General features: G+C 60.9%; 14 protein-coding genes. 8 read left to right on the top strand and 6 right to left on the bottom strand.

Annotated features, from left to right (window positions below):
- The first annotated feature begins 557 nt into the window (after nucleotides 1-557).
- Nucleotides 558-1,877: a divalent metal cation transporter gene (locus LAP85_17300; protein MBZ5498159.1), complete on the top strand. Its 1,320-nt coding sequence runs from the start codon at nucleotides 558-560 to the stop codon at nucleotides 1,875-1,877.
- A 9-nt stretch (nucleotides 1,878-1,886) separates the two neighbouring features.
- A complete protein-coding gene (locus LAP85_17295) occupies nucleotides 1,887-3,179 on the top strand; it encodes a CBS domain-containing protein (GenBank protein ID MBZ5498158.1) in 1,293 nt (430 codons plus the stop codon).
- Nucleotides 3,180-3,401: 222 nt separating this feature from the next.
- Here LAP85_17295 and LAP85_17290 read toward each other — a convergent pair whose 3' ends face one another.
- The 4 genes from LAP85_17290 to LAP85_17275 form a co-directional block, all read right to left on the bottom strand.
- Nucleotides 3,402-4,100: a 4'-phosphopantetheinyl transferase superfamily protein gene (locus LAP85_17290; protein MBZ5498157.1), complete on the bottom strand. Its 699-nt coding sequence runs from the start codon at nucleotides 4,098-4,100 to the stop codon at nucleotides 3,402-3,404.
- An 80-nt stretch (nucleotides 4,101-4,180) separates the two neighbouring features.
- Complete coding sequence (locus LAP85_17285; GenBank protein MBZ5498156.1) at nucleotides 4,181-12,928, bottom strand: SDR family oxidoreductase; 8,748 nt, start codon at nucleotides 12,926-12,928, stop codon at nucleotides 4,181-4,183.
- A gap of 199 nt (nucleotides 12,929-13,127) precedes the next feature.
- Nucleotides 13,128-14,789, bottom strand: a complete 1,662-nt coding sequence (locus tag LAP85_17280; protein ID MBZ5498155.1) for an acyl-CoA dehydrogenase family protein — start codon at nucleotides 14,787-14,789, stop codon at nucleotides 13,128-13,130.
- A 491-nt stretch (nucleotides 14,790-15,280) separates the two neighbouring features.
- On the bottom strand, nucleotides 15,281-16,189 hold the full coding sequence (locus LAP85_17275; protein MBZ5498154.1) for a nuclear transport factor 2 family protein: 909 nt from the start codon (nucleotides 16,187-16,189) through the stop codon (nucleotides 15,281-15,283).
- A gap of 187 nt (nucleotides 16,190-16,376) precedes the next feature.
- Between LAP85_17275 and LAP85_17270 the strand changes: the two genes are divergently transcribed.
- The 6 genes from LAP85_17270 to LAP85_17245 all read left to right on the top strand — a co-directional run bounded on the left by LAP85_17270 (nucleotide 16,377) and on the right by LAP85_17245 (nucleotide 22,401).
- The gene (locus tag LAP85_17270; GenBank protein MBZ5498153.1) at nucleotides 16,377-16,790 is read left to right on the top strand and encodes a hypothetical protein; all 414 of its coding nucleotides are present in this window, start codon (nucleotides 16,377-16,379) and stop codon (nucleotides 16,788-16,790) included.
- Nucleotides 16,791-16,975: 185 nt separating this feature from the next.
- Entirely contained in the window at nucleotides 16,976-17,989 is a 1,014-nt protein-coding gene (locus tag LAP85_17265) for an NADH:flavin oxidoreductase (GenBank protein ID MBZ5498152.1), read from the top strand.
- 36 nt (nucleotides 17,990-18,025) lie between these two features.
- Nucleotides 18,026-19,324: a hypothetical protein gene (locus LAP85_17260; GenBank protein MBZ5498151.1), complete on the top strand. Its 1,299-nt coding sequence runs from the start codon at nucleotides 18,026-18,028 to the stop codon at nucleotides 19,322-19,324.
- A gap of 25 nt (nucleotides 19,325-19,349) precedes the next feature.
- The gene (locus LAP85_17255; GenBank protein ID MBZ5498150.1) at nucleotides 19,350-19,505 is read left to right on the top strand and encodes a hypothetical protein; all 156 of its coding nucleotides are present in this window, start codon (nucleotides 19,350-19,352) and stop codon (nucleotides 19,503-19,505) included.
- Nucleotides 19,506-19,595: 90 nt separating this feature from the next.
- Nucleotides 19,596-20,687: a 6-phosphofructokinase gene (locus tag LAP85_17250; GenBank protein MBZ5498149.1), complete on the top strand. Its 1,092-nt coding sequence runs from the start codon at nucleotides 19,596-19,598 to the stop codon at nucleotides 20,685-20,687.
- Nucleotides 20,688-20,844: 157 nt separating this feature from the next.
- Nucleotides 20,845-22,401 (top strand): L-serine ammonia-lyase, iron-sulfur-dependent, subunit alpha, encoded by a 1,557-nt coding sequence (locus tag LAP85_17245; GenBank protein MBZ5498148.1) that lies wholly within the window; start codon nucleotides 20,845-20,847, stop codon nucleotides 22,399-22,401.
- On the opposite strand, the gene LAP85_17240 is transcribed toward LAP85_17245, so the two are convergent.
- On the bottom strand, nucleotides 22,345-22,830 hold the full coding sequence (locus tag LAP85_17240; GenBank protein MBZ5498147.1) for a metallophosphoesterase: 486 nt from the start codon (nucleotides 22,828-22,830) through the stop codon (nucleotides 22,345-22,347). The two genes, LAP85_17245 and LAP85_17240, sit on opposite strands and share 57 nt — an antisense overlap.
- A complete protein-coding gene (locus LAP85_17235; protein MBZ5498146.1) occupies nucleotides 22,790-25,234 on the bottom strand; it encodes a DUF4982 domain-containing protein in 2,445 nt (814 codons plus the stop codon). The genes LAP85_17240 and LAP85_17235 overlap by 41 nt, the downstream gene beginning before the upstream one ends.
- Between the last annotated feature and the right edge of the window lie 93 nt (nucleotides 25,235-25,327).

The following is a 25,327-nucleotide window of genomic DNA, read 5'->3' as shown; positions in this document are numbered from 1 at the left end:
TCAACAAAACGGCATCCAACTCAGTCTTGGAAACCCCCTGGGAGAGACTTGTCAGGGTTGCCTGGTCGGCTCCGTTAAAGAGAGCGTCACTTAATCTCTCTGAGCCGGCAAACCACTCGTCCGGCTGTTTCAATGGCTAAGATGGTATTGAGGAGCGCAAGGTTACAGTCGCATCCAGGATTGTCGAAAAATGGTCGATCTATGTGTTCGTTTCGGTTGACAGGCTGATCTTGAACTGTTATACCCAACTTCTGAAGGTGTTTCCTGATTCGAAGCCCTTTGCGTCGCAAGGAGTTGATAGAAATGTCGGATGATGGCAGTCACCCAAAAAGCGGGGAGTTATGCTAACCGGCCTGACTCGCGGACGATGACCGTCCCCGCCTCCGTCAGGCCCATTGGCCTGAGGCAGAAGCGGATCAAAGCCCCCCGGCTTTCCTCCTTTCTCGCCCCTCTCTCCCCTATGAATTGATTGAGCCTGCGGTCCCAACCGCGGGAAGGCGCGATCGCAAGACGCGCCCAAAAGAAAGTGGTCCCATGACCGAGAGAGGGAGCGGCCCATGTACTGGATCAGCAAGACCTTTCATCTCCTGACCCGCCTGCAGCGACGCACTCTTATCTTCCTGGCCGTGCTCGGTCCGGGCATCATCACGATGGTCGCCGATAACGATGCCGGTGGCATATCCACCTACGCAGTAACCGGCTCCAAGTACGGATTCAGCCTGCTTTGGATCTTTTTTATCCTGGTCCCAATGGCTTATTGCGTTCAGGAGATGACTGTCCGTCTCGGGGCCGTCACCAAGCGCGGACATGCTGAGGCCATCTTTGAGGGATTCGGCAGCTTTTGGGGCTGGTTTTCGCTGATCGACCTCGCGATCGTGAACTGGCTGACGCTGGTGACCGAGTTCATCGGGATGACGGCGGCGATGAGTCTGTTCGGTATTCCTCCTTGGCTGACCTTCATCGCCATCACCATGCTTTTGTTTGTGGTGGTCGTCTCCGGGCGCTATTGGACTTTTGAAAAAGTGACTCTCCTCTTTTGCGCCTTCAACCTTGTCTATATCCCTGCCGCCTTCTGGGCGATGAAAACGCCGACGGCACCGGCTTGGAGCGCCGTCGCCCATGGCCTGCTGGTGCCCACGCTGGCGACCGGCCTCACCGGTGAGCTTCTGTTCATTATCCTGGCCAACATCGGCACGACGATCACGCCTTGGCAGATCTTTTTCCAGCAGAGTTCGGTAGTGGACAAGGGACTGGATCTGCACGACATCGGATTCGGCAAGGTGGACACTTTCGCGGGCTCGCTGGTAACCTGTATTGTCGCGGCTTTCATCATCATAGCGACCGGTGCTGCATTCCACTTCCACCAGCCGCCTATTGTCGTCGAGGACGCCCAACAGACGGCCCAGGCGCTTGTGCCTCTGCTCCCTCACGGACAAGGGGAACTCGCACGCACGCTCTTTGCGGTCGGCCTGTTCGACGCAGGCTTTCTGGGAGCCCTGTGTATCTCGCTTTCCACTTCCTGGGCGGTGGGTGAGGTGTTCGGCTGGGCCCACTCGCTCAACAAGAAGATAAAAGAGGCCCCATGGTTTTACGGGATTTACCTCTTCATGCTCCTCACCTCCGGAGCCGTCGTTTTGATTCCCGGCGCACCGCTTATCACCATTACCATGTTTGTCCAAGTGGTCGCAGTCACTCTGCTCCCGTCAGCACTCGTGTTCCTGATCCTGATTCTGAACTCCAGGGATTTCATGGGCGACCGGGTAAACACGCGGGCGCAGAACATCGTCAACTGGAGCATTGTGTTATTCGTCACGATCATGTCCACTCTCTTCGCAATCAGCACGCTTTTCCCCAACTGGTTCCGGACTGCTGGATAGGAGGCTGCCATGTCTGCAGTGTCAAACAACTCGGTTCAGAGAATCCTGGATCTCCCGCCCGGCATCGCAAACTTCCGGTTTCTCTACTACGCCGAATTGATTAAGCGTCCGGTGTGCGTCGGAAAGATCACCGATCGCCTGGGCAAGCTGACGGATCTGGTGTTTGTCATCAAAGAGCCTTATCCGGAGGCAGTCGGTATCTACCTGGAGTTCGGCTGGGGCAAGCCGACCCAATTCATACCATGGGCGCGGGTGATCAAGGTGGAGGATGACGCCATCTTCGTCCAGCCGCCGGAACAAGGGGAGGCCTACCCGCCCTTTGTGGATCAACCCGGCTGGATCATGCTGGGCAACCATCTTCTTGGGCGCACGATCCTGGACATGGACGGCCGGCGCACGGAAGTAGTGAACGACGTGCATCTGCTCGAGGCCAAGGGCCAGTTGTTGCTGATCCATGTCGACACTTCGTTCAACGGATTCCTGCGTCGCCTGGGTCTTCGAGGCCGGCGCTGGGTCAAGGAGGATCTGATTTCGTGGAAGTACGTTCAGCCGCTCTCCGTGGAGGATGCAGTCAAGACCGACAAAGTATCCCTCTCGGTCACGCGCAGTCAGCTCAAAGAACTCCCGAGCGAGGACCTCGCCGATGCGCTGGAAGAACTGAGCGGACAGGAGCAGCAGGCGCTCTTCTCGGCCCTCGATTCGGAAAAAGCCGCCGAAACCCTGATCGAGGCGGAGCCGCGCGCCCAGCGCCAGTTGATTTCCGCCCTGCGCCGGGAGCGTGCCGGCCAGATCCTCGGGGAGATGTCTGTCGCGCAGCTTGCGAAATTGCTCGCCGTGCTGCCTCACGACCACATGATGACCATGCTCGAGCTGCTGCCCCCCGAAAGTGCCGCGCGTATCCGGGCGATCTTGTCCGAACAGGAGGCCCAGGCCCGCAGCCTCATGGACTCGAACTATCTCGCCTTCTCTCCCACGACGAAGGTGGGCGATGTCTTGCGTACCATGCGAGAATCCGGGCTTGACCGACAGGCCATTTCCTACTGCTACGTAGTGGGCGAAGACACACGATCGCTCCTGGGAGTCGTCGATGTTCGCGAGTTGCTGCTGGCGACTGACCAGCAAGGCCTCGCTGAAATCATGACCTCGCCGGTGGTGACAGCGGAGGCGGACGACATCCAGGAAGACCTTGCGGAGATCTTCGCCAAATACCACCTGCGGATGATCCCCGTGGTAGACACAGAGGACCATTTGTTGGGCGTTATCCGTTACAACGATCTGATGAAAGGGGCTGTGAAGGTCTAGACGGATTTTGGATTTGAGTCCATCCAATCCAAAATCCGGCATCCAAAATCCAGGATGATCATGAGGGATTACATGCCAAGAATAAAGATGACTCCGATGGTGCGTTTTGCGCTTTATTTCCTGCGAATCTACCTGATCGTCCTGTTTGCGCTGGTGGTGTTTCGATTCCTGCAGATCTTCCGGTAGGCCCCACAGTTCCGGGTGATGATTGGAGGGAGAGTTTCAGATGCGCAATTCCACCGGCTCATTCACGGGGACTCCGGCCGCTACCGTTTGCACGCACCCGCCGGTGCCCCGCCACCAGCCATGGAAGTGCTGCGACAATTCGGGACAACGTACGCTAAGCGGGCTCCAGCCCGGTCTCACATCGCCGGCGAGGTCGACCAGAACGCTTCGCGTGTCCCGGCGCAAGCCCTCGCGCAGGCATTTGAGCGCACTCTCTTTGGCGCTCCATATCAACGTAGCCAGGAGCGGCTGCTCCCCGGAGGGGGCATTCTTCATCAGCAATTTTTCTTCATCGCAGAAATAATCTTCAAGAAAGGCGACCTCACGCAGTTGCACTTCCTCGAGGTCGCAGCCGAGCGCGATGCCCGCCCGTGCGAGCACGCACAGTCCCCGCCCGTTGCTGTGGCTGAGTGCGAGCGATACGGGGGCAGGCAGGTCTCCCCAGAAAGCCTCGGGGGCGCCATCGGGCGCGGTGCGCAGCTCGATTGCCCGATAATCGGGAGCATCCCGCCCTGTCTGGATCATTAGGGATCGCAGCGCCTGTTTGGCGGTCCATCGGCCGAGGAGCCAGTCGCTGTGGCGCTTGGGAAATCGCAGGCGGGCAGCGCGGGCACGCTCGCCTGCGGTCAGCCAACCTTCGTTCGCGGCCATGTCTGCGAGCGTCTGAGTCAGGAAATATACAGTGCAGTATTCCATGGGCAAAACCAACCGCAGAGGAATGACCATCAACGCCGCGTGAAAAGGCGTTCATTCGCGTTCATCTGCGGTTGAATGTCTCAGCGCATGGCGGCCCGCAGCGGCTTCAGCAGGGAGTCCTCGACGGGGTCCGGCAACTCCATGGTGTGGTAGCCGCTCAGCGCCAGCCAGACATTCCCCTTTTGGTCCACCACGCGTGCGTCGAAGCCGCCGTCCTCATTAGGAGTCACGACCGAATGAAGTTTCGCCGGATCAGTTTCCGACGGTTTGTGGATACGGAGACGGTCGACGCGGTAAGGCAGCCCCATCCGGGCTTTGGTCGCCAACTCCCACATGCCGGCGGTCTGGAAGCACAGCTCGATCAGCCGTGGCGAGACCAGCATCGGCAGATCGTCCGGTTCATGGTTCGCGGGCAGATTCGATGCATACAGGCCCACCACTTCTTTGCCCGCCCGCCAGGAACTCTCGACCACCTGGTACGCCGGGCCATGGAAATAGAGCCGATAGATATCGGCGGCCTTCACCTTGTTCCCATTGTCCGGCCCCACCGCGGTTTTCTGTTTCTCAGGCTGCGAGGGAGTCGTCACCAGCCGTACTCGCGCCGTGAAGTGGGTCGTGATCTCCGGTTCCGTCTGCCCGTGGAGCACGCGGGAGCCGATGAGCTTGCAGTCGGCCACTATGTCTCCACCATCCGTTGTGAAGTCCGCACGCAGCCTCACGGTGCGCGGTTGAGACCGGTAGAATTTGAAGGGAGAGAGGAATTTCACATCCTCGATCGCGCCGATGTGCCGCTCCGGAAAAACGATCCTGGCCGCCTCCGCCAGCGCCTCGATGCCCATCACACCGGGGAGCACGGGAGTGCCGTTGATCTGATGATCGTACAGAAACGGTTGTCTGGCCGGATCCAGAGTGGTCTCGACCGTCAGGCCGGTGTAAAGTCCCATGCCGATCACCGTGGCGGTCATGAGGCCCGGTCCGGCGTCCCTCCAACCGCCCCTGGCCGTATCGAGTCCGCCGCTTTCATCGAACTCCTTCAACATGATGCCCAGGTTCTGTGCGACGACGACTTCCCCAAGCCCGCCGGCGGTCAGTTCGCGGCGAATAAAGGGAATACCGGCCTCCGGCGCGAGCATGTCGATGCCGGCCTGCTTCATCACCGCCGGGATCGATCCGCGCGCTGCCATGCCGATGCCGCTCCAGGCGGTCCAGTCGATCGCGATGCCGCGGGTCTTGGGCCGCGTCGTGCGGAAGTTTGAGATGCTCTTGCAGAGTAGGTCGTTGGCGGCGCTGTAATCTGTTTGTCCGCCGTTACCGAAGCGCCCGGCGATGGAACTGAAGACCACCGCCGCCCCCAGGGGCAGGCCGCCGAGATGGGACAGGAGGTTGAACCAGCCGTCGCTCTTGACATCGAAGACCAGGTCGAACTCCCCAGGCTTCTTGTCTGGCAGCAGATGGCTCACTTCGACGCCTGCCGCGTGCAGCATCACGTCGACACGGCCGCTGGTGCCCGCGACTTCCTTCATCACCGCTGCGACACCCGCAGCATCGAGCAGGTTGACGCTGTAATAATGAGCGACGCCCCCGGCCTTCTTCACGGCTTCGAGAGCGACGAGCGCCGCGTGCGAGCGCTCCAGAACCGCCATTTCCTTTTCGACCCGCGCCGGGGTGGCACGTTCCCCGCGTGCTTTGAGCCGCGCGAAAATATCTCGTTTCAAGCCTTCCTTGTCCGTGGCGAACCGTTGCAGGTCGGAGTTCGCAGGATCAGGCGCCGGCGCGAGGTCGAGCAGGTGGAAAGTCCCACCCGATGCCGCAGCTAAATCGGCCGTGATCGCGGAGACAATGCTCCCGGCGGCTCCGGTGACCAGGAAGACGGTGTCTTTGCCGAGGGCCATCCCGGATACCTCATTGCCCAGAGATTTTTCCTCCAGCCCGATCGTCCAGCGATATCCGTTCCGGCAACCGACTTCCACGGCTCCTGAATCCCGGAGTGTTTCCTCTATCAACACCTCGGCCAAGGCGGTTGTTTTCCGGCTCGGTTCGAAGTCGACTGCTTTGACAAGCGCATCCCCCTTCTCGCGCTTGAACGCCTTGGTGAACCCGGTGACACATCCGCCGAGCGGGGCAACGGCGCCGGCTTCATCATAGCCGTGGAGCCCCCCGAGCCGCGTTGCGGAGACCAAAAACGTCCCGCACGGCCCCACCTGATCATACAGGGCACGCATGGCCGCATAGAGAAGCTTGACCCTCACGCGCGTGGCCTCGCGCCAGGCGGCAAGCTCCATCGTGGCGACATCTCCTTCGTAATCCAGTGCCGGCAGCCAGTAGACACCTTGAATCGGACCTTTTGCTTTCCATTCTTCCAGGCGGCGGGTCAAAGTGTCCGCATCCGGAGCATCGCTTACCAGGAGCACCTGCGCGCCGAGCTTCTCGAGCTTGGCGGTGAGTGCTTTGGCGACGCCGCCTTGATCGGACATGACCACCACTCGACTATCCGGCGTCAGCTCTACGCCGGTTGCCTTGCACAGGTCGAACGCAGGTCGAAGACGGGGAATCGGAATCCGCCGCGGGAGCGCAACGGCCGCTCCCATGTTCCCGACAATCGCCTGCGCACCGGCACCCACTCGAGTCGATGCGGGAGCGGACGGAGTCGGCGCGCCCGGCGAGCGAACCGGTCCCTGCTTGAGATCGGGACGGCGGTCATAGACAAACTGAATGGTGTGCATCAAGGTGGGGAAATCCCGCAGCTTCAGCGTATCGTCGCGCGGGATGTCGTAAGCGGCGCGGATGGCCGCGAACATCTCGGCTTGCTTGACCGTGTCAATGCCCAGATCGGCTTCGAGATCAAGATCGGGGTCGAGCATGTCGGGCGGATAACCTGTTTTTTGAGCAATGATCTCCAGAACCCTGTCCTTGACCGGATCATCGGCAGGCCCCCCTGGTGCAGGGGTCGGAGCGATCACGGCCGCCGCTGGGGAAGCCGCAGCGGGGGCCGGTGCCACCGCCGGCCTGAGATCAGGCCTGCGGTCGTAGACAAACTGGATCGTGTGCTTCAGTGTCGGGAAGTCACGCAGCTTGAGCGTATCGTCGCGTGGAATGTCATACGCGGCGCGGATAGCCGCAAACATCTCCGCTTGCTTGACCGTGTCGATCCCGAGATCGGCTTCGAGATCCAGATCGAGGTCGAGCATGTCGGGGGGGTAGCCGGTCTTTTCGGCGATGATCTGAAGAACTCTGGCTCGTACCCCATCCTCCTCCGGTGCAGGGGGAGAAACGGGAGCCACGGCGGCGGTCACATGTGCTGCAGTAGTTGAAGGCGGGGTCGGGACCGCCGCAGGCGCCTTCAGGTCCGGCCTGCGGTCGTAAACGAACTGGACTGCATGCCCCAATGTGGGAAAGTCGCGGAGCTTCAGCGCATCGTCGCGCGGGATGTCGTAGGCGGCGCGAATGGCCGTGAACATCTCGGCCTGCTTGACCGTGTCGATGCCGAGATCGGCTTCCAAATCGAGATCCGGGTCGAGCATGTCCGGCGGATAGCCGGTCTTCTCGGCGATGATCGCCATGACCTTATCCCTGACAGGATCCTGAACCGGCTCCGAGGCCGTTCCCATGGGGGCCGCGACCGGCGCTGCCGGAGCCGCAGAACCGGCTGTCCTGACAGCAGCCTTCAGATCCGGACGGCGATCGTAAACGAACTTGACCGCGTGGGCGAGCGTCGGAAAGTCGCGCAGTTTCAGGGCGTCATCGCGTGGGATGCCATATGCCGCGCGGATGGCTGAGAACATTTCCGCTTGCTTGACGGTGTCGATACCGAGGTCAGCCTCCAGGTCGAGATCCAGGTCGAGCATATCCGGCGGATAGCCGGTCTTCTCGGAAATGATGCGCATCACCTCCACATGGACAGGATCCAGCGCCGTGCCGGAAGCGACCGGGGTCGGCTGCGGCATCGACGATGGTTGTGCCGGTGCGGGCGCGACTGCAGGCTGAGGAGTGGACATCACCGCTGCCGGTTGGGGAGCCACCACAACGGGCATCAGGCCATTGGCGGCGGCCTTGGTGGGTGCCTCCACAGGGGCGCTTGCAGCAAGGGCCGCCGGGCCCTGATCCCTGATTCTCAGGGTGCGCTGCGCCACCTCGAGCTCGGGCGATTCCATACCGCTGACACGCTTCATCCAGTTGCGCCAGGCATCTTCATCTGTGACACGATAGCCGAAGCCCAGAGCATCGGGGCTCCGGCGACGCCCGTCCGCGGTCGGCGTCCAGCGCGAAAGGGTCATGCAGATCTGGGAGCCGAAGCCGGCTCCCAGCCGCAGCGCGTACTGCACCGGGTAATACCCGCCCTTGGAGAGGTTCAACATGCCCAGCTCAGGATCCACCTCCTTGAAGTTCGGCACCGGGGGAACGATCCCGGTTTCCAGGATCTTGACGCCGACAACGTCCTCGACACCGACGGCCATCGGATGGCCCGTGGCGCCCTTGGTGTTGGCCACGATGATCTTGTCCGCAGCTCCCTTGAACACATGGCGCAGAGCGAAAACTTCAGCCGAGGCGCTGCCGCCGCGGGCCGGAGTGTACGTTTCATGCGACACGAACACGGTCTGCGGCGCGATCTCAAAGCGGCTGATGCCCCACTGGGCTTCGACCTCGGAGATCAGTTTTTCCATGACCTGGCAGATGTGCGCGACATCGAGACGGGTGCCGTGATAGGCGCTGTTGGCCGCCACGGAGCCGAGCACCTCGCAGATGGGCTGCAATCCACGCTCGTGCGCCGACTCCAGACTTTCGACAACCATGGCCGACGCACCCATTCCGATAATCAATCCGTGCCGCCGGCGATCGAAGGGGGTCGCAGCCTCCTCGACGATCTCGTCCGTAGCAGCCGCGCCCGACGCCAGAAAGCCCGAGCCGAACCACCCCATCAGGTTGTCGGAAGTAATGTCATCGGCTGAGATGACGATAACGCGGCGGCATCGCCCCGTCTGGATCCAATCCGACGCGAGGGCGACAGCCTGGGTGCCGCTGGCACAGGCAGCGTTTGTGGACGTGTTGGGTCCGCGCGCGCCGATATACTCGGCAAACTGGGAGTGTCCCATCGAGAGGACGCGGAACAGGAATCGCCGGTCAAACACATACGGCTTTTCTTCGATTTCGGTCCGGAGTTCAGCAATGCGTTGGTCGAGCTCTTTGACGAGGCCGTTGCCCGGGGCGGCGAGATCAAGCGCCCTGGCTCGCAGGCTGACCAGATCCTTCAGGCGCGCTTGGCGGATGCGGTCCTGATAGAAGCCGGAAATGATCTCTTCGTAGGAATCGTAACCCGGGAACGCGGACGTGAAGAGCACGCCGGTGTCATCGCGCATCTCGTCGGGGAGCCCCCAGCGGTCTGGAAGCATGGTCCCCTTGGTAGTGGTCCTGTAACGCATCACCAGCGGGATACCTGCGTCGCGCAGCGCGTCGATCCCCGCCGCAATGGCGAGCCGGGTGACGTTGTCGAGAGCAGCCAGCCGGTCCTCGGGGAAGCCGAAATCGCGGACCAGGTCAAGATCTCTGGCGCGCGCGGCGAGCTTGATGACGTCGTCGAGGCTTTCGATGGACTCGAATCTTCCCTCGCCCGCTTCGCTTTTCACCAGCCGGATGATGTTCTTCTCGACCATGGCATGGCGTAACCGCATGGGAACCGGATCGATGAACTGCCCGCCCCGCAGGATGCGGTCGATGTTGGAGTCATCAAACACCCGATCCACTCCCGGCAGTCCCAGAGAAGCACCGGTGATGCAGATCCGCGCCGGACTCCGTGACGGCGCGGAGCCCGAATAGATCTGGAAACCACGGTCGAGAAAGTCGGCGAAAAGGTGCCCAAGCTGGAGGTAGCGATCCGCAGCGGGCTGCGCAGCCGCAGGGGCGGGGGCAGGTGCAGAGGATTGAACCGCTCTTAGCTGTGGCTGGGGGTCGGGAGCCGGAGCCGATTCACTGCTCACAGCCGGTGCGGGAGTGCCCAGCCGGACCTCAGGCGCTGCCTGCGGCAGGACCGCGGCGCGCGACCCGGCAAGGCCCAGGCCGGCCGCATACAAACCGCACAGGGCCAGATTGAGCGAGGCCGCCTCTCCGATTCTCGGGTGGTTGGTGAAAAGTGAGACCACGCCTTCGCGGTCGCCGAGCACATCCTCAACAAAACCGTAGAGCACGCGCTTGGGACCGACTTCAACAAACACCCGGGCACCCGCCTGGTACAGGGTGTTCAGTCCCTTGACGAACTGAACCGGCGAAGCGACCTGCTTTCCAAGCAGATCGATCATCTCCGGAACTGCACCCGGCTCCATCGGATAGAAGGTGCCGGTAACGTTGGCGATGATGGGGATCGTCGGCGGCTGCAGATTCATGCCGCGCAAAACCTCGGCCAGAGATTCACTGGCCGGAGCGACAATTCTGGTGTGGAACGCATGGCTGACCTGGAGCTGCTGTGCCCGGTAGCCGGCCGCGCGCACCGCTTCCATAGCCTTCACCACCGACGTGGTGGCACCGCCGATTACGGCCTCCTTCGTACTGTTGATGTTGGCGATCACCACGTACCCCTCGATGGTGGAGAGGATCTTCTCGATCTCATCGGTCGGGCCGAAAACCGCCGCCATGACGCCGTTATCCTCGAGCGCGCATTTAGTCATCTCGTTGCCGCGGGCACTGACCGCCCGCAGGGCTTCCTCGAAAGATATCGCGCCGGATGCTACCAGAGCGCCGTATTCGCCCAGGCTGTGCCCCATCACCATGTCAGGAAAGATGCCGTAGGCCCCGAGCATGCGGGCCAGCGCAGTCTCCGTTGCCAGCACGGCAGGTTGGGTGATGGCCGTCTGTTTCAGATCTTGTTCCGCGCGCGCGAGCGCTTCCCCGTCGGCTTCATCGAGATAGATGCAGTCGCTCAGCTTCTTGTCGAGCAACGGCTGCATGACGCGATCGGCGGAGACGAATGTCTCCGCAACGATGGGCTCTCCGGCCCGCAGCGACTTGAGCATGTTGACGTACTGAGAACCTTGTCCTGCAAATAGAAACGCCACTTTGGGCGCCGGGCCGTTCCCCAGGAATATGCCCTTGGCACGCAACGCTTTCCAGCGGCCGGCCTGATTCTCCTCAAACGCCTTGAGCGCCTTGGCGCACTTGTCGGCAAGATCGGCCGCGTCCGCATAATCGATCGCCAGGCGCACCGCCGCCCGCAGATCGGATTCTCCAGGAGGCGCCGGCGCAGGGGCTCTTCCCGCTTCGGCCTCGCGCCGCGTCGCCCGCAGCCGGGCGATAACCGCGGCTTCCGAGTCGGCACCGATCAGGAGCGCGCCGCGCAAGGGAGTCTTCGCTTCCGGTTTGTCCGGTCGCCAGTTCATGGCGGGGACCGAAACCTTCAGTTTCCCGTCGACCTCGATCCGGCCCGGGATGTACTCCTCCAAAACCGTGTGGAAGTTGGTCCCGCCGAAACCGAAGGCGCTCACGCCGGCCTGGCGCACGGCGTCTTTGTCGACATCCCATGGCTTCAGGCGTGTGTTGACATAAAAGGGCGATCGGGAAAAGTCGATATCCGGATTCGGTCTCTGAAAATTGACGCTCGGCGGCAGCATCTTCTCGTGCAACGCGAACATCGCTTTCAGGATGCCGGCAGAGCCCGCGGCACCTTTGAGGTGACCGATGTTTGACTTCACCGAACCAAGGGCAACGGAGCCGGCAGGCAGACCGAATTCTGCAAATGCATCAGTCAGGCTCTGAACTTCAACAACATCCCCCACGACAGTTGAGGTGCCATGACCTTCCATCAGGCCTCCGGCACAGGGCTTGACACCGGCGTTGTACCAGGCGCGCCGGACGCTGAGTTTCTGGCCGATAGGGTTGGGTGCAGTAATGCCTTTGCCTCTGCCGTCGCTCGACCCTCCCAGGCCACGGATCACAGCATAAATCCGGTCTCCGTCGCGCTCCGCATCGCCCAGTCTTTTCAGCAGAAAAGTCACAGCTCCCTCACCCATTACGAAGCCATCGGCGCCGAAGGCATACGGGCGTGACCCGGTCGCAGAAAGTGCGCCGATCTTGCAAAACTTCACGAACGTGGAGGGGCTCATGTTGGCGTCGACGCCCCCTGTCAGCACCGCATCATAGTCGCGTTCCACCAGTCCACCCACGGCGGCGCTGAGAGCCGCCATCGCGGAAGCGCAGGCGGCGTCCACGACAAAGTTGGGTCCCTTGAAATCGTAGAGTGCCGCGATGCGCCCGGCGATGATATTGGCAAGCTCTCCAGGCATCGTGTCCTCGGTGATCTCGGGGAGCCGCCTGCCGATTGCCGCACGCAGTTGTTCCAGGATCGCCTTGCGCGCATCGGCGGGCAAAACCGTAAATCCGGGCGTGCGGGCCAGTTCGTGGGCATAGTCCGAGAACAGGACGCGTGCAGCCGAATAGAGGTGGGCATCGCCGGCCATGGCGTTGCCGAGAATGACGGCGGTCCGCTCCGCATCGAGGGGGCGGTTGGGGTACCCGTAATCAGCCAGCGCTTCACGGACCGTCACGATGGCCCACTTCTGGGTGAGATCCATGGCGTCGCTGACCCGAGGGGGTATCGGCATGCGCCACTTCAGGGGATCCCATTCCCATTCGCGCACCCAGCCGCCGATCTTGGAATAGGTCTTATCAGGGGCTTTGGGGTCGGCGTCATAATAGAGCTCCGGATTCCATCGGTCTGGTCGCACCTCGGCGATGCTGTAGCGTCCTTCCTTGATGTTCTGCCAGAATTTGCGCGCGTTGGGCGCATCGGGCAGAACCGCTCCCACGCCGACAATTGCGACTGCTCTGTGTGCCGATACCTTCATTACGTTCCACTCCCTCCGGACATTAATGTATTGCTGCTGCAGTTCGGCCTCTTCCGGATCGGCGGCTGCAGTCGGGATGGGTGATCTTCTGGAGTGTCAGCCTGCCGGATTGTCCCGACCACATCCTTGCAGAACAAATCAGCCAATTCCGGTGCAAATCCCCAGCGCCCCGATCACCTGGGAAAAAACCAGTGTTGTCTCAGGCAGAGGTTCGCCCGTACAGAACGTCGGCAACATGGTCCATATCCTGAATGAGGCCGGCTTGCGCACGGTAGAGCGCAGGCAGGTCCATTTTGTTTTCGAGGTCGGAAACCTCCCTGTCCTGCAGGCCCGCAGCACCCACGATCCAGCGCATCCCCTCGGAAGCCAGCTTGATCGACGCCTCCCGGGCAAAGATCCGGCTCATTGCTGCGAGGGCCCCCGGGCTGAAGCGGGTGTTGCCCTTTTCATTCAAGCCGCCTGCCGAGGCACGGGCCGCGCGTCTGGCCAGGCTGCCGGCGCACTCCGCATAGGAGATCAACTCGCCCAGGCGGAAGAGGACGTGTTGGTGCCGCGTCAGTCTGTGGATCCGCGCCGTTTCCAGGAGCTCGGCAAGCGCGTGGAGACAGCGTCCGGCAATTCCGGCTCCGACCGTCGGATGCTGCGCCTGCAGGTCCTCGACTCCACGGGCCACATCATGATAATACTGGCCGTGGGTCTTCAGGTGCGACTGCCAGCGGTCCCGGCAGACGGTCATCTCCATGATCTCGGAAGTCCCCTCATAGATCGTGGTGATGCGCGCGTCGCGCTTGATTTTTTCGACGACGTACTCCCTGGTATAACCATAACCGCCAAGCGCCTGGATACTGGCATCGGCGGCAAGATTGCCCGCTTCCGTAGCCAGATACTTGGAAATGGCCCCCTCCGTGTTCAGGTTGCCGCCGCCGTCAATGCGCTCCGCGGTCTCCTCGATGTAGGAACGGGCGGCTTCCAGACGCGCCACGTGGGGGACGATGAGCTTATGGGTGTACCCTTGTTTTTCGGATAGCGGCGTGCCTCCCTGAATGCGGCCCATGGAATACGGTATGGCGCGATCGAGTGCCGACCAGCCCGCACCCAGACCGAAAGCAGCCACCATCAGGCGGGTGTACCCGAACACCAGCTGAGCCTGGATGAGCCCCATTCCCTCCTGATTGCCCAACAGACGTTCGGCATCCACATAAACATCCTCGAGAGAGACCGTGGCTGTGTTGCTGGAACGGATGCCGTGTTTGTCCTCGGGCTTGCCGTGCCCCAAGCCTTGCGTCCCCTTCTCGACAACAAACCAACTGGGCCCGCCCGGCGTGAGGGCAAGCACGCTGTAAAGGTCGGCAACGCCGCCGTTGCTGATCCATTGTTTGTTGCCGTTGATCCTGTAGCCGACAACCGTGCTGTCGGCCAGCACCGGAGTAGCGGTCGTGCGCAAGGCGCCAAGGTCGCTCCCCGCCTCCGGCTCGGTAGCGCCGTAGGCCATGAGCAATCCCTCACGGGCAATGCGGGTCAGCCATTTTTTCTTCTGCTCGTGCGTTCCTCCGAAAATGATCGGATCGCTCCCCAGGAACGTAGCCAGCACGCCGGTGGCCAGACCGAGGTCGATGCGCGCCATCTCTTCGCAAATCCGGTAAACATCGAATGCGCCGCCTCCCATTCCCTCGAACTCCTCAGGGATGAAGAGAAGCTGTATTCCGAGCTCGGAACCGCACATGTCCCGGACAACATCCGCGGGAAATTCATGCGTGGCATCAAGTTGGAGCAGTTTGCTCTCCGGCAGGCGGGCGGCTGTGAAGTCGCCGATGGCCTGCAAGGTCAAATCGAGAGTTTCCTTATCAAGTCCTTTGTGCATATTTTTCCGGGAGCCTTCAGTCACATCAGCCTCTGCGTCCGGGCAGAGGCCAAGTCAAATGGATACGCATTTCTCCTGCGGCGTGCAAGAAACAAATCAAGATCGAGCGCCAGGGGCATCCGGATCGTTTCGCTTGGAATGCGCGCCTTGCTGTTTGTCAGCAACAACTCATGAGGAAACACTCCCTCGCCTCGTTCCGGGGAACGAAAGAGCGGACCTTCCTCACAAAATAGATGATTTTCGCATAAATCGGGCGGCAATAAAGCGATTTTGTTGAGAAAAATGACATCGCCGGGAAATACACGAACTCCCAAAACGAGGATTTCATCAGGTATCTCATTTGTTTGTCGGATGTTGGGGCGACTTCAGGAAGTGTGACATGTAGCCTCCCGAAGGTCTCCTGAGTTGCGGGATCGTGCCTCACCTTCGTAGGAGATCGGGCGGTTGCCTCAGAAGAAACAGGTGACCCCGTGGAGAGTCTCGTGGTTTTCCTAAAAGCTCACGATATCGATTGTTATCTTCCAGTCGCCGACCGGCTGCTTCTTCCAGACTCGCAGGTAAAAGCCGGACTTGGCGGTCTGATCCACCGCTCTTTTGGTGTGAAGCTTGAAGGTTCCATAGGTATATCCGAGATCCCAGGAATTGGAGACTCCGGATTTCATCGGTTCCCATGTCCAACTCCCCGGCTCCGCCGGCATCAGGGCGCGAACCTCCTTCCTGCCGACCGCGGGTTGCCTTTCCGCGCGCAGGAACCTGGCTTCCTCGGCGATATAGGAGTTCAACGCCGCGGCGCCCCGAGTCATGCTGATGATCGATAACTTGCGATCCAGAGCGGTCAATGTGTCGGTCACTCCTTCAGAGCTCACACCCGGCTTTTGTGCTAAAGGAGGGCTTGCCTGCCTCGGGTCGAAATCCGGCACGGCCGTGGAAGGGGGAGGATTAGGAGTTCCGTAGTCGATCAAGACCTTCCAGGCGCCGCCGGGCTGCTTTTGCCAGATCGTAAAATAATTGCCGTATGAGGCAGGAACCGTATCGGAAGCCTGTTTCCGGAATTCGTAAGGTCCGGTGGTATAGCCCAGATCGCCTGCGGCGGAAACATCGGCGAAGACCGGCCGCCAGCTCAACTTGCCGGGCGCAGGGGGGTGCTCCAGCAGCCACTTCCTTCCCGGCACCGGCTGAGGTCGAAAGAGCACGGAATCTTCGGCCAGGAAGGCCAGAAACGCATCCCGAGTTCCTTTTTCCGCGGCCGCCTGCGCGAAGGCCTGCTCCGATTTAACGACCGCCTCCAAAGCAGACATCCACTCCGCGCGGGTCACTGGCGCCGACCGTTGGCTCATGCCGGCTGCAACCATTACCTGAGACGCGATCAGGAGCAGGAAACAAGCTGCAGTCTTTTTCAAGAGCACCCCTTTGTGTGATACCTGCGCTTTACATCAGACGGGCAGGCGTTCGTGCACTGCCCGCGTCACCGCACGAGAATGGCCGCAATTAAGAATCTCTCATCCGAAGCTCTTTTTGAAGCATTTTTCAGGGTATAGCGTATCCTATTAGGAGTAACAAGAGCGTCGGTTCATTACGGAGGGTCCTATGAAGAGAGCGGCTGTTTTGGTGCTTACCGTGCTTACAGTGTTGTGCACGGCCTTCGGAGCGGCGACCATTTTCCAGCAGTTTCCGGACATCAGCGGAACCTGGGTGGGTGAAACGGATTTTCCGAACACGCCCGATGTGGATCCCGTAACATTGGTCTTGAAAAAAGCAGGCGACTCCTATTCCGGCACAATTACGGTAGCCACGGCCAAAGAGGTCGCTCTGGAGAATTTCAAGATCGAGGATGAAGACACCTTCAGCTTCGGATTCACCATGATCATTGGCGGCACCAAGGTCCAAGTCAAAGCCAAGCTCGATATTATTAACGACAAAGTCGATGGCAACAAGCTGATGGGGGCATGGTCCTTGGAAAGCGGCGAGTACGGCAGCCTCGATCTGACACGCAAGAAATAGAGGCCCGGTTTCGAATCATTGGTCTGTGTCACGAATACCCGCCTTCCCATATATCCCACCGAGGAGTTTTGGCTGTTCGGGCGTCACCACTTTGGTATAGGATGAAGTCCTCCCTTCCGCAGGGAAGGGCCGGGTTTGTCGAAATCGAAGTTATCGGATGTAAACGCCCGTACACGATGATTGCCATGACAAGTCTTCTGACGCCACTCTCGTTCTCCGGACTGACCCTGCGAAACCGAATTGTGATGCCGCCCATGTGGTCGGGGCAGGCTACGCCCGAAGGGCGGGTCACCGACAAAATCATCGAATACCACAGGGTGCGTGCCGCTGCCGGATGCGCGCTCATAATCGTGGAGCACTCTTTCGTGCACCCGAGAGGAAGGAACTCTTCGACCCAGATCGGGGTATACTCCGACGACATGATGGAGGGCCTGCATCGACTGGCAGCCGCCATCAAGGGCGAAGGCGCTGTCGCAGCACTCCAGATCTCTCACGCAGGCTCTCGCGTGGCTCCCGGTGCCCTGGGCGGCCTCAAGCCGGTCGCCCCTTCGGCAATGCGCCACCCTTACGATCCCGACGGTGAGATCCCCGAGGGGCTTTCGAAATCCCAGATCCAGGAGATTGCGGCCGCATTCGGCTCGGCGGCGCTGCGCGCGCGAGAAGCAGGTTTTGATGCAGTGGAGATTCACGCCGCTCACGGTTTCCTGCTCTCGGAGTTCCTTTCACCCCTGACCAACCGGCGCACCGATGAATACGGCGGGAACGTGGATAACCGGTTGAGGATGCACCTCGAAGTTCTCGGTGAAGTACAAAGGCGCACCGGACGCGGGTTTCCCGCGTTTGTCCGCCTGGGCGCGCATGATGAGACGCCGGGTGGGCTCGAGCTCGAGGATTCCTGCCGGGCGGCGGTGCGGCTGGCAGAAAACGGCGCTGCTCTCATCGATGTATCGGGTGGTTTGCAGGGCTCGCGCGGAGTCGGCAAAGATCCCGGCTATTTTGTTCCATACGCCGCAGCCATAAAAGCCGGAGTCAAGGTTCCCGTTATCGTCACGGGCGGAGTGCGGGAACCGGCTCACGCAGATCGAATCGTCCGGGACGGGCACGCGGATCTGGTTGGCATCGGCCGCGGCATGCTTGACGATCCGGACTGGGCGCGAAAAGCACTCACGACCCTTCCGCGGCAGGTCGAGGAGTTTTGAGGTCCTCCCGGCCACCAGGTCACACCGGAGCCCTTTATGAAAAAGGCGATTGTGGCGGTTGTGCTTTTTGCCTCAGTCGCGGCTCAGGGCGCCGGCAGACCATACTTTGACGCCGCGCTCCAGGCCGCCCGTTGGCTCGATTCTTCAGCAATCCGCACGGACAAAGGAACCGCATGGCCGTCCGATCCGCGCGATGCCGGGACCGTCCGGACCGATCTTTACAGCGGAATGCCAGGTGTGGTGCTGTTCTTCCTCGAAGCCTACCGCTCGACCGGAAATCGCTCCTATCTCGAAAGCGCACGCGCGGGGGCGGAGTACCTCATTTCCGCGCTGCCCCAGGAAGATGGAGCCGGCTTGTACGAAGGGATCGCCGGAATCGGGTTTGCGCTGTCAGAAACCTACCGAGCCACTTCAGATGGAAAGTTTCAGGAGGCAGCCCGGCGCTGCGTGGATTGGATTCGTAATCATGCCGCGAACCGGGGCCGAGGCATCGAGTGGAGCGACACCACCGACATTATCAGTGGAAGTGCGGGCACCGGTCTTTTTCTCCTTTACGCCGCCCGGGAACTCAAGGATCCTCAGGCGCGCGACCTTGCCATCCGCGCGGGACGCCGGCTCATCGACCTCGGCCGACCGGAGAACGGCGGCTTGAAATGGGCGATGAGCCCGGACTATCCGAGCCTTATGCCCAATTTCTCCCACGGCACCGCCGGCATTGCCTACTTCCTGGCAACGCTATTTCAGGAGACAAAAGACCGGGAATTTCTCCAGGCCGCGCTGGCAGGAGCGAAGTACCTGCTGTCGATCGCCGACACCGAGGGTGATGCCTGCCTCATTTTTCACGACGAGCCGGGGGGCAGGGGTCTCTATTATCTCGGCTGGTGTCACGGCCCCACCGGGACGGGCCGATTGTTCTACCGCCTCTACCAGGCAACCGGGGACGCCACATGGTTGGACTGGCTCAAGAAGGCCGCGCGCAGCCTCCTGCAAAGCGGCATTCCCGACAGGCAAACGCCCGGTTTCTGGAACAATGTAAGCCAATGCTGCGGATCGGCGGGTGTAGCCGGCTTTTCTCTCGATGTCTACCGTGTGACACATGATCCGAAATATCTGGCGTTCGCCAGACGCATGACCGACGATTTGCTGTCGCGGGCAACCCGTGACGACAGGGGAGCGAGGTGGATTCAGGCGGAGCACCGCGTCCGACCCGAACTCCTCGTGGCCCAGACCGGGCTCATGCAGGGTGCGGCCGGAATCGGCATGTGGCTTCTTCGCTTCGACAACTTTGAGCGAGGCAAGAAAACCTGGATCACATTGCCGGATTCCCCATTTTGATCTCACGGTGGGGATCGGAAGTTCTATGCCGGAATCGGAACCGGGAGTTCAGCCGCCATCGCTGACAAAACCGCTCACACTGCTGTCGCCGGCGGATTCGATTGTGATTGCGCCGCCGCTTCCGATACCGGCTGCATCTCCCGTGGTCCGAAGCCGTCACCTGTCATTCACCATGGGATGAGAAATCCTATCCGGCACAGATGGGTCTGCCGATTAGAAACAGGTGGCCTGTGTCGGAAGTAGATCTGTCTCCTGAGGCGGAGAAACCTTCATGAGCAAAATCCAGCGCATCGGCGTGCTGACGGCAGGAGGTGACTGTCCCGGCCTGAACGCGGTCATCCGGGCAGTGGCCAAGACAGCCCTAAGCCGGTATCACCTGGAGGTCTTGGGCATCGAGGATGGCTTTTTAGGGCTGGTCCAGAACCGGATGCACCCGCTCAGCAACGAATCGGTCAGCAACATCCTGACGCTGGGGGGCACCATTTTAGGCACCAACAACCGGGTTGACCCGCGCAGATACCCCGTCAAAGCCAACGGCTCGTCCGAGATCCGCGATGTCACGGACCGTTGTCTCGAGCACATTGCCCATAACCAGCTGGACGCAATCATTGTCATCGGAGGCGACGGCTCGATGACCGTGACATCTCATTTCGTCCGTCTGGGGATCAACTGCATCGGTGTTCCGAAGACGATTGACAATGACCTGTTCGGCACGGATGTTACCTTCGGGTTCGCTACTGCAGTAGCCATTGCCACGGAAGCCCTCGACCGCGTTCACACGACTGCGGCCAGCCATCATCGTGTCATGGTCGTCGAGGTCATGGGGCGGAACGCCGGCTGGATCGCCCTGCACGCAGGGATCGCGAGCGGCACCGACGTCATTCTCCTCCCCGAGATTCCCTTCGACATCGATAAGGTGTGCGAATTCGTGGTCGGCCGCTCGAAGCGCGGCAAGCGCTTCAGTATCATCTGTATTTCGGAGGGCGCTCGCCCTCGAAACGGCCAGCAGGTAATCCATCGCATCGACCCGACCAGTCCCGATCCGATCCGGCTCGGGGGCATAGGTCAGAAGTTGGCCTTCGACATTGAGGCCGCAACCGGCATCGAAACCCGCACGGTGATTCTCGGTCACGTGCAGCGCGGCGGCACGCCGGTGGCGGCCGATCGCGTGCTGGCCACGGAGTTCGGCGGGACGGCTGTGGACCTGTTGATGGCGGGGGAACGCGGCCGCCTTGTGGTGATGAAAGGCGGGACGGTCACTCATATCCAGCTGGAAGAAGCGGCAGGCAAGCAGCGCCTCGTGCCCCTCGACCTTCCCCTGTTGCGCGCAGCCCGCGCCGTCGGCACCTGTTTCGGTGACTGACGCCCGTCACGATCCGCCAAAGATAAGGCCGCTGCCAACGCTGCAACCTCGACACGCACGAAACCGGTTTGGTGTATTTCGTGGCTGCAAAAACGACTTCCTAGATCGGCGCCAATTCCGCCTTGCAATCAATGGGTGTCCATACTAGCCTCAGGCCATGCAGGCAGGCGGCATCAGCATTCTCAACGATGTGCTCGGCCCGGTGATGCGGGGGCCGTCGAGCTCGCACACGGCCGCCTCCTATCACATCGGGCGGCTGGTGGCCGCGCTGCTCGGGGCGCCGCCGATCCGGGCGAGGGTCGCGTTTGATCCCGGCGGGTCCTACGGGAAAGTCTACAGCCAGCAGGGAGTCGACCGCGGTTTTGCGATGGGCCTCCTGGATCTGCCGCTGACGGATCCGCGCTTCTACCAGGCGCTCGACGCGGTCGCCTCTCGCGGCATCAAACTGATCTTCGAAGTCTGCCCCCTCCCGGATCCCGATCACCCGAACACAGCCGATATCCAGTTGCGCGCATCCGATGGACAGACTCTCGATGTGCGGGCCCGTTCCGTCGGTGGGGGCGCAGTCGAGATCACACGAATCGACGGATGGCCAGTGCTGGTGACAGGGCAGACTCACGAGGTGCTCTTCGAGCTGAGCGGCGCGGCGGAGGCGCGCGTGCGTGCACTCCTCGCCGGAGATGGAAATCTGCTCGCCGAGCCGTCTTGCCAGTTACGATCCGGCCGGATCCTCCTGCATGCAAGACGACGGCAGCCTTTAGGCCGCGAGCTGAGGGCGACCCTCGCCACCGCGGATGGCGTCGTGTGGATGCGGGAAGCGCCACCGCTGGCATATATCAAGCAGGGGCTGCCGCTGTTTCAGAGTGCCGACGAGATGGTGGCGCGCGCAGAGGAACGCGGCTGCTCCCTCGGACATCTTGCGCTTGCGCATGAAGCGGCACTGCTCGGCATCGGCGATCCAGACGTATGCGCAGAAATGGCGCGTCGCGTCGACGTGATGCGCGCAGCCGTCAGCCAGGGCCTCTGCGAGCGCATCCCGGACATGCAGCTCCTGATGCCCACAGCCAGCCGCATCTTCCGTGCCGATGCCGAAGGGAAGCTGGCCATCGGGGGACTGCATACGCGGGCTGCAATTCGCGCTCTGGCCGCCATGCATATCAACAGCGGCATGGGGGTGGTCTGCGCCGCGCCCACCGGTGGATCGGCGGGAGTATTGCCCGGCGTCCTGACGACGCTCATCGAGGAACGCGGTCTCGATCGGGAGCAGGCGACACTTGCCGCACTGGCTGCGGGTGCGGTCGGGGTGATCGTGGGCACGCGGGCTACCTTCGCCGCGGAGATCGCCGGTTGCCAGGTCGAGATTGGTGCAGCCGGAGCCATGGCCGCCGCAGCCGTGGTCGAAGCCGGAGGAGGCACGCCCAGGCAGGCCGTGGATGCAGCGGCTGTTTCATTTCAGAACACGATGGGGTCGGTGTGTGATCTCGTGCAAGGCACGGTCGAAATCCCCTGCCACACGCGCAACGCGGTGGCCGCATCCAGTGCTTTCGTCTGTGCGGACCTTGTCATGGGCGGCTATGCAAACCCCATCCCGCTTGATGAGACCATCGACGCCGTGTTGGCAGTGGGCAAAATGTTGCCGCCCGAACTGCGCGTGACCTCACTCGGCGGGCTGGCGCTGGCTCCGTCTGCGCTCAAGCTGCAGCGGCGGAAGTAACACTTCCCCGCTGAGCCTCACGATTGTGACGCTTAAGCCGGCCACGGAAACATCCACACGGGTGATGGTATCGGTCGATCCGATGATCAGCGGATATGTGTTTTGTCCTGGGGCGCCATCCACGCGCTGAAACCTGTGGGTGTGGCCGGAGAGCCAGAGATCGACACCTGCCTGGTTGATCAAGGGTTCGAAGTTCTCGCACACGTCCTGTATGGCGAATCCTTTCGCACCTCGCGGCGGAATATGGGAGATCACGATCCTGAACTTCGCGTTGCGGGAGGGATCCCCGGCCAGATCCGCTTTCAGCCACTCGGCTTGTTGCTTCCGGTAATCATGAAAGTCAACGAGACCGTTGTAATACTGATGCGAGTCTTCCTTTCGGTATACGTCAGCGCCGCTTGGGTGCTGTGGCGGAGATCGTGATCCTATCTTCGGCCAGTCCGGGTGCGGTGGCCTTCAATTGAATCGTCCCCGGTTCCGCAGTGGACTGGATGATGACGAGACACCTCCCTTGATAGGCTTTCCGCGACGGCGCCTTGAAGCTTTCATGGCTGCGAATATCCCCACTGTCCACGCCGATGATGCGGCCCTTGCCGGCGATTTTGAAACTGATCGCGTCGTCGGCAGAAAACACAGGGTTTCCTGCACCGTCGACCAGCACCACTTCCACATGCGACACATCGCGCCCGTCGGCGATGATCGTAGACGCATCGGGGTTCATCTTTATGCGTTCCGTCTTGCCGGCTGCTCTTAGTTCCCATGAACAGACCGCTGCTCCCCGGTTTTTGCCAATGGCCTTGAGTGTCCCAGCCGCATAGAGTACTTCCCACGACAATACATGATCTTGGGCCGAGGAGAGGGATTTTTCTCCCTGAGATTTTCCATTCAGCAACAACTCGACCTGCTCACAGTTGGTATAGGCAACTACCGCCACAGGATCGCCATCTTTCACCGGCCAGTTCCAGCCGCCAACAACCTCCGACCTCGTCGTGCGCGCATCAGCAGGGCCGGCCGCAGGGGTCCTCACCGCAATGTAAACCATGGGTTTTTCCGCCCAGAGGCTTTGCCTGAAATAAAACGCAGGCTTTTTGAAACCGCATTCATCCAGGACTCCGGAACCGGAGCTGCGCGCAGGCCACTGCCGCGCCTCACCGAGGTAGTCGAAGCCGGTCCACAAAAATTGGCCGCTGACGAAGCCCAGATCTTCAACCACTTTCCAGGCGCTGTACGCATGCGAGTTTTCGCTCCCAACCATCTTCCTTGCCGGATATCGTGTGTGATCCTGACTGTAAAACTTCTCCAGATAGTTGTAGCCGACGACATCAAGGAGGTCCGGCAGGCCGAGACGATTTGAGACCATGATGTTGGCGAGCGCCGCGGTGGTGGGACGGGACGGATCGATCGCTTTGACGGCTTCGATCAGCTTCGCGGCTATCGCCGGCAGATCAGCGGCGGAAGGTTTGTCGGGCGTGTAACCCTTGGACTGCGGGTCGAAGTAAGGATCTTTGTCGTAGTCGATTTCGTTGCCGATGCTCCAGAGTATGACACACGGATGGTTTTTGTCGCGATCCACCATGCTCTGGATGTCTTTGACGGCCCACTCGTTGAAATACTCGGCATATCCTTGAAAACCGGGGGTTCCCGCATTCCAGCCCTCGATCCATTTTTTCTTGGGCCTGGCCCATTCGTCGAACGCCTCGTCCATAACAAGAAAACCCATGCGGTCGCACATGTCGAGCAATTCCGGCGCCGGCGGATTGTGGCTGGTCCGGATGGCGTTGCATCCCAGTTCCTTGAGCAGCTGCAACCTTCTTTCGAGAACCCGGTCCGGAACCGCCGCGCCCAGAGACCCGGCATCGTGGTGGAGACACACCCCCTTGATCACGGTTTTCACCCCATTGAGCAAGAAACCCCGGGACGGGTCAAAGAAAATGGTTCGGACACCGAACGGTGTTTCGTACTCGTCGACGACGGTGCGGTCCACTTTGAGACCGCTCACGAGGTAGTAAAGGTGCGGGGTTTCGGGGGACCATAGCATTGGATTGGCAAACCTGGCGCCTTGCTCAAAACAGAATTCTTCACCGGCCTTGATCGTCCGGGCAGTCTCGGTTGCTGCAACCGTCTTGCCCGCGCTGTCTTTGATCGTTGACCGGAGCACAACCTCACGGGCTTGAATACCGTCGTTGCTGACACGTGTTTTGATGGCAACAACGGCCGATTGCCGTGAAATCTCCGGAGCGGTAATGAAGGTTCCCCGGGGAGCGACATGAACAGCGCCTGTCGCGGTCATCCAGACATGGCGATAGATCCCGGAACCGGTATACCACCGTGAATCGGCATACCTGGAATGGTCGACTCTGACCGCGAGAACATCCTGTTTCGAGCCCGAAGAGAGGTAGGGCGTGAGGTCGTATTGAAAGCTGACGTACCCATAGGGCCGCTTGCCGAGATAATGGCCGTTGATCCACACCTCACTGTTCGCATAGACGCCGTCAAATAGAATGCCTACGCGTCTGGGAACAGCGGACGGGGGCAAACGAAAAGCTTTCCGGTACCACCCGATCCCCCCGGGGAGGAATCCCGTCCCACTCGCAAGCTTGGCGTCGAACGGGAGTTCAATACTCCAATCGTGCGGGAGATCAAGCACGCGCCAGTTGTGATCGTCGAAGGTGGGCTCCGCTGCTCCGGGAGCATCCCCGAGATGAAACTTCCACCCTTGGTCGAAAGGAATGCTCAGCCGGGGGGTGGTCGAATCAGCTGCCAGCGCCCAGGCGGTGACAGAAAAAGCGGCCGGCAGAATGATGACGAGTAGAAAACCCGCGGCCCTTTTCATATTGTCCTCCGCACATTCTCTTGTCGGCGAACATATCACAGTTTTCCGGCACGCCGAAGGTGCTTCGAAGCGAGGCCGCCGCCTCATCACCGC

Source organism: Terriglobia bacterium (assembly GCA_020072565.1).
Lineage (GTDB): Bacteria > Acidobacteriota > UBA6911 > UBA6911 > UBA6911 > JAFNAG01.
Note: the sequence above shows the minus strand (reverse complement) of the source record. Positions and strands in the feature narration are given on the sequence as shown.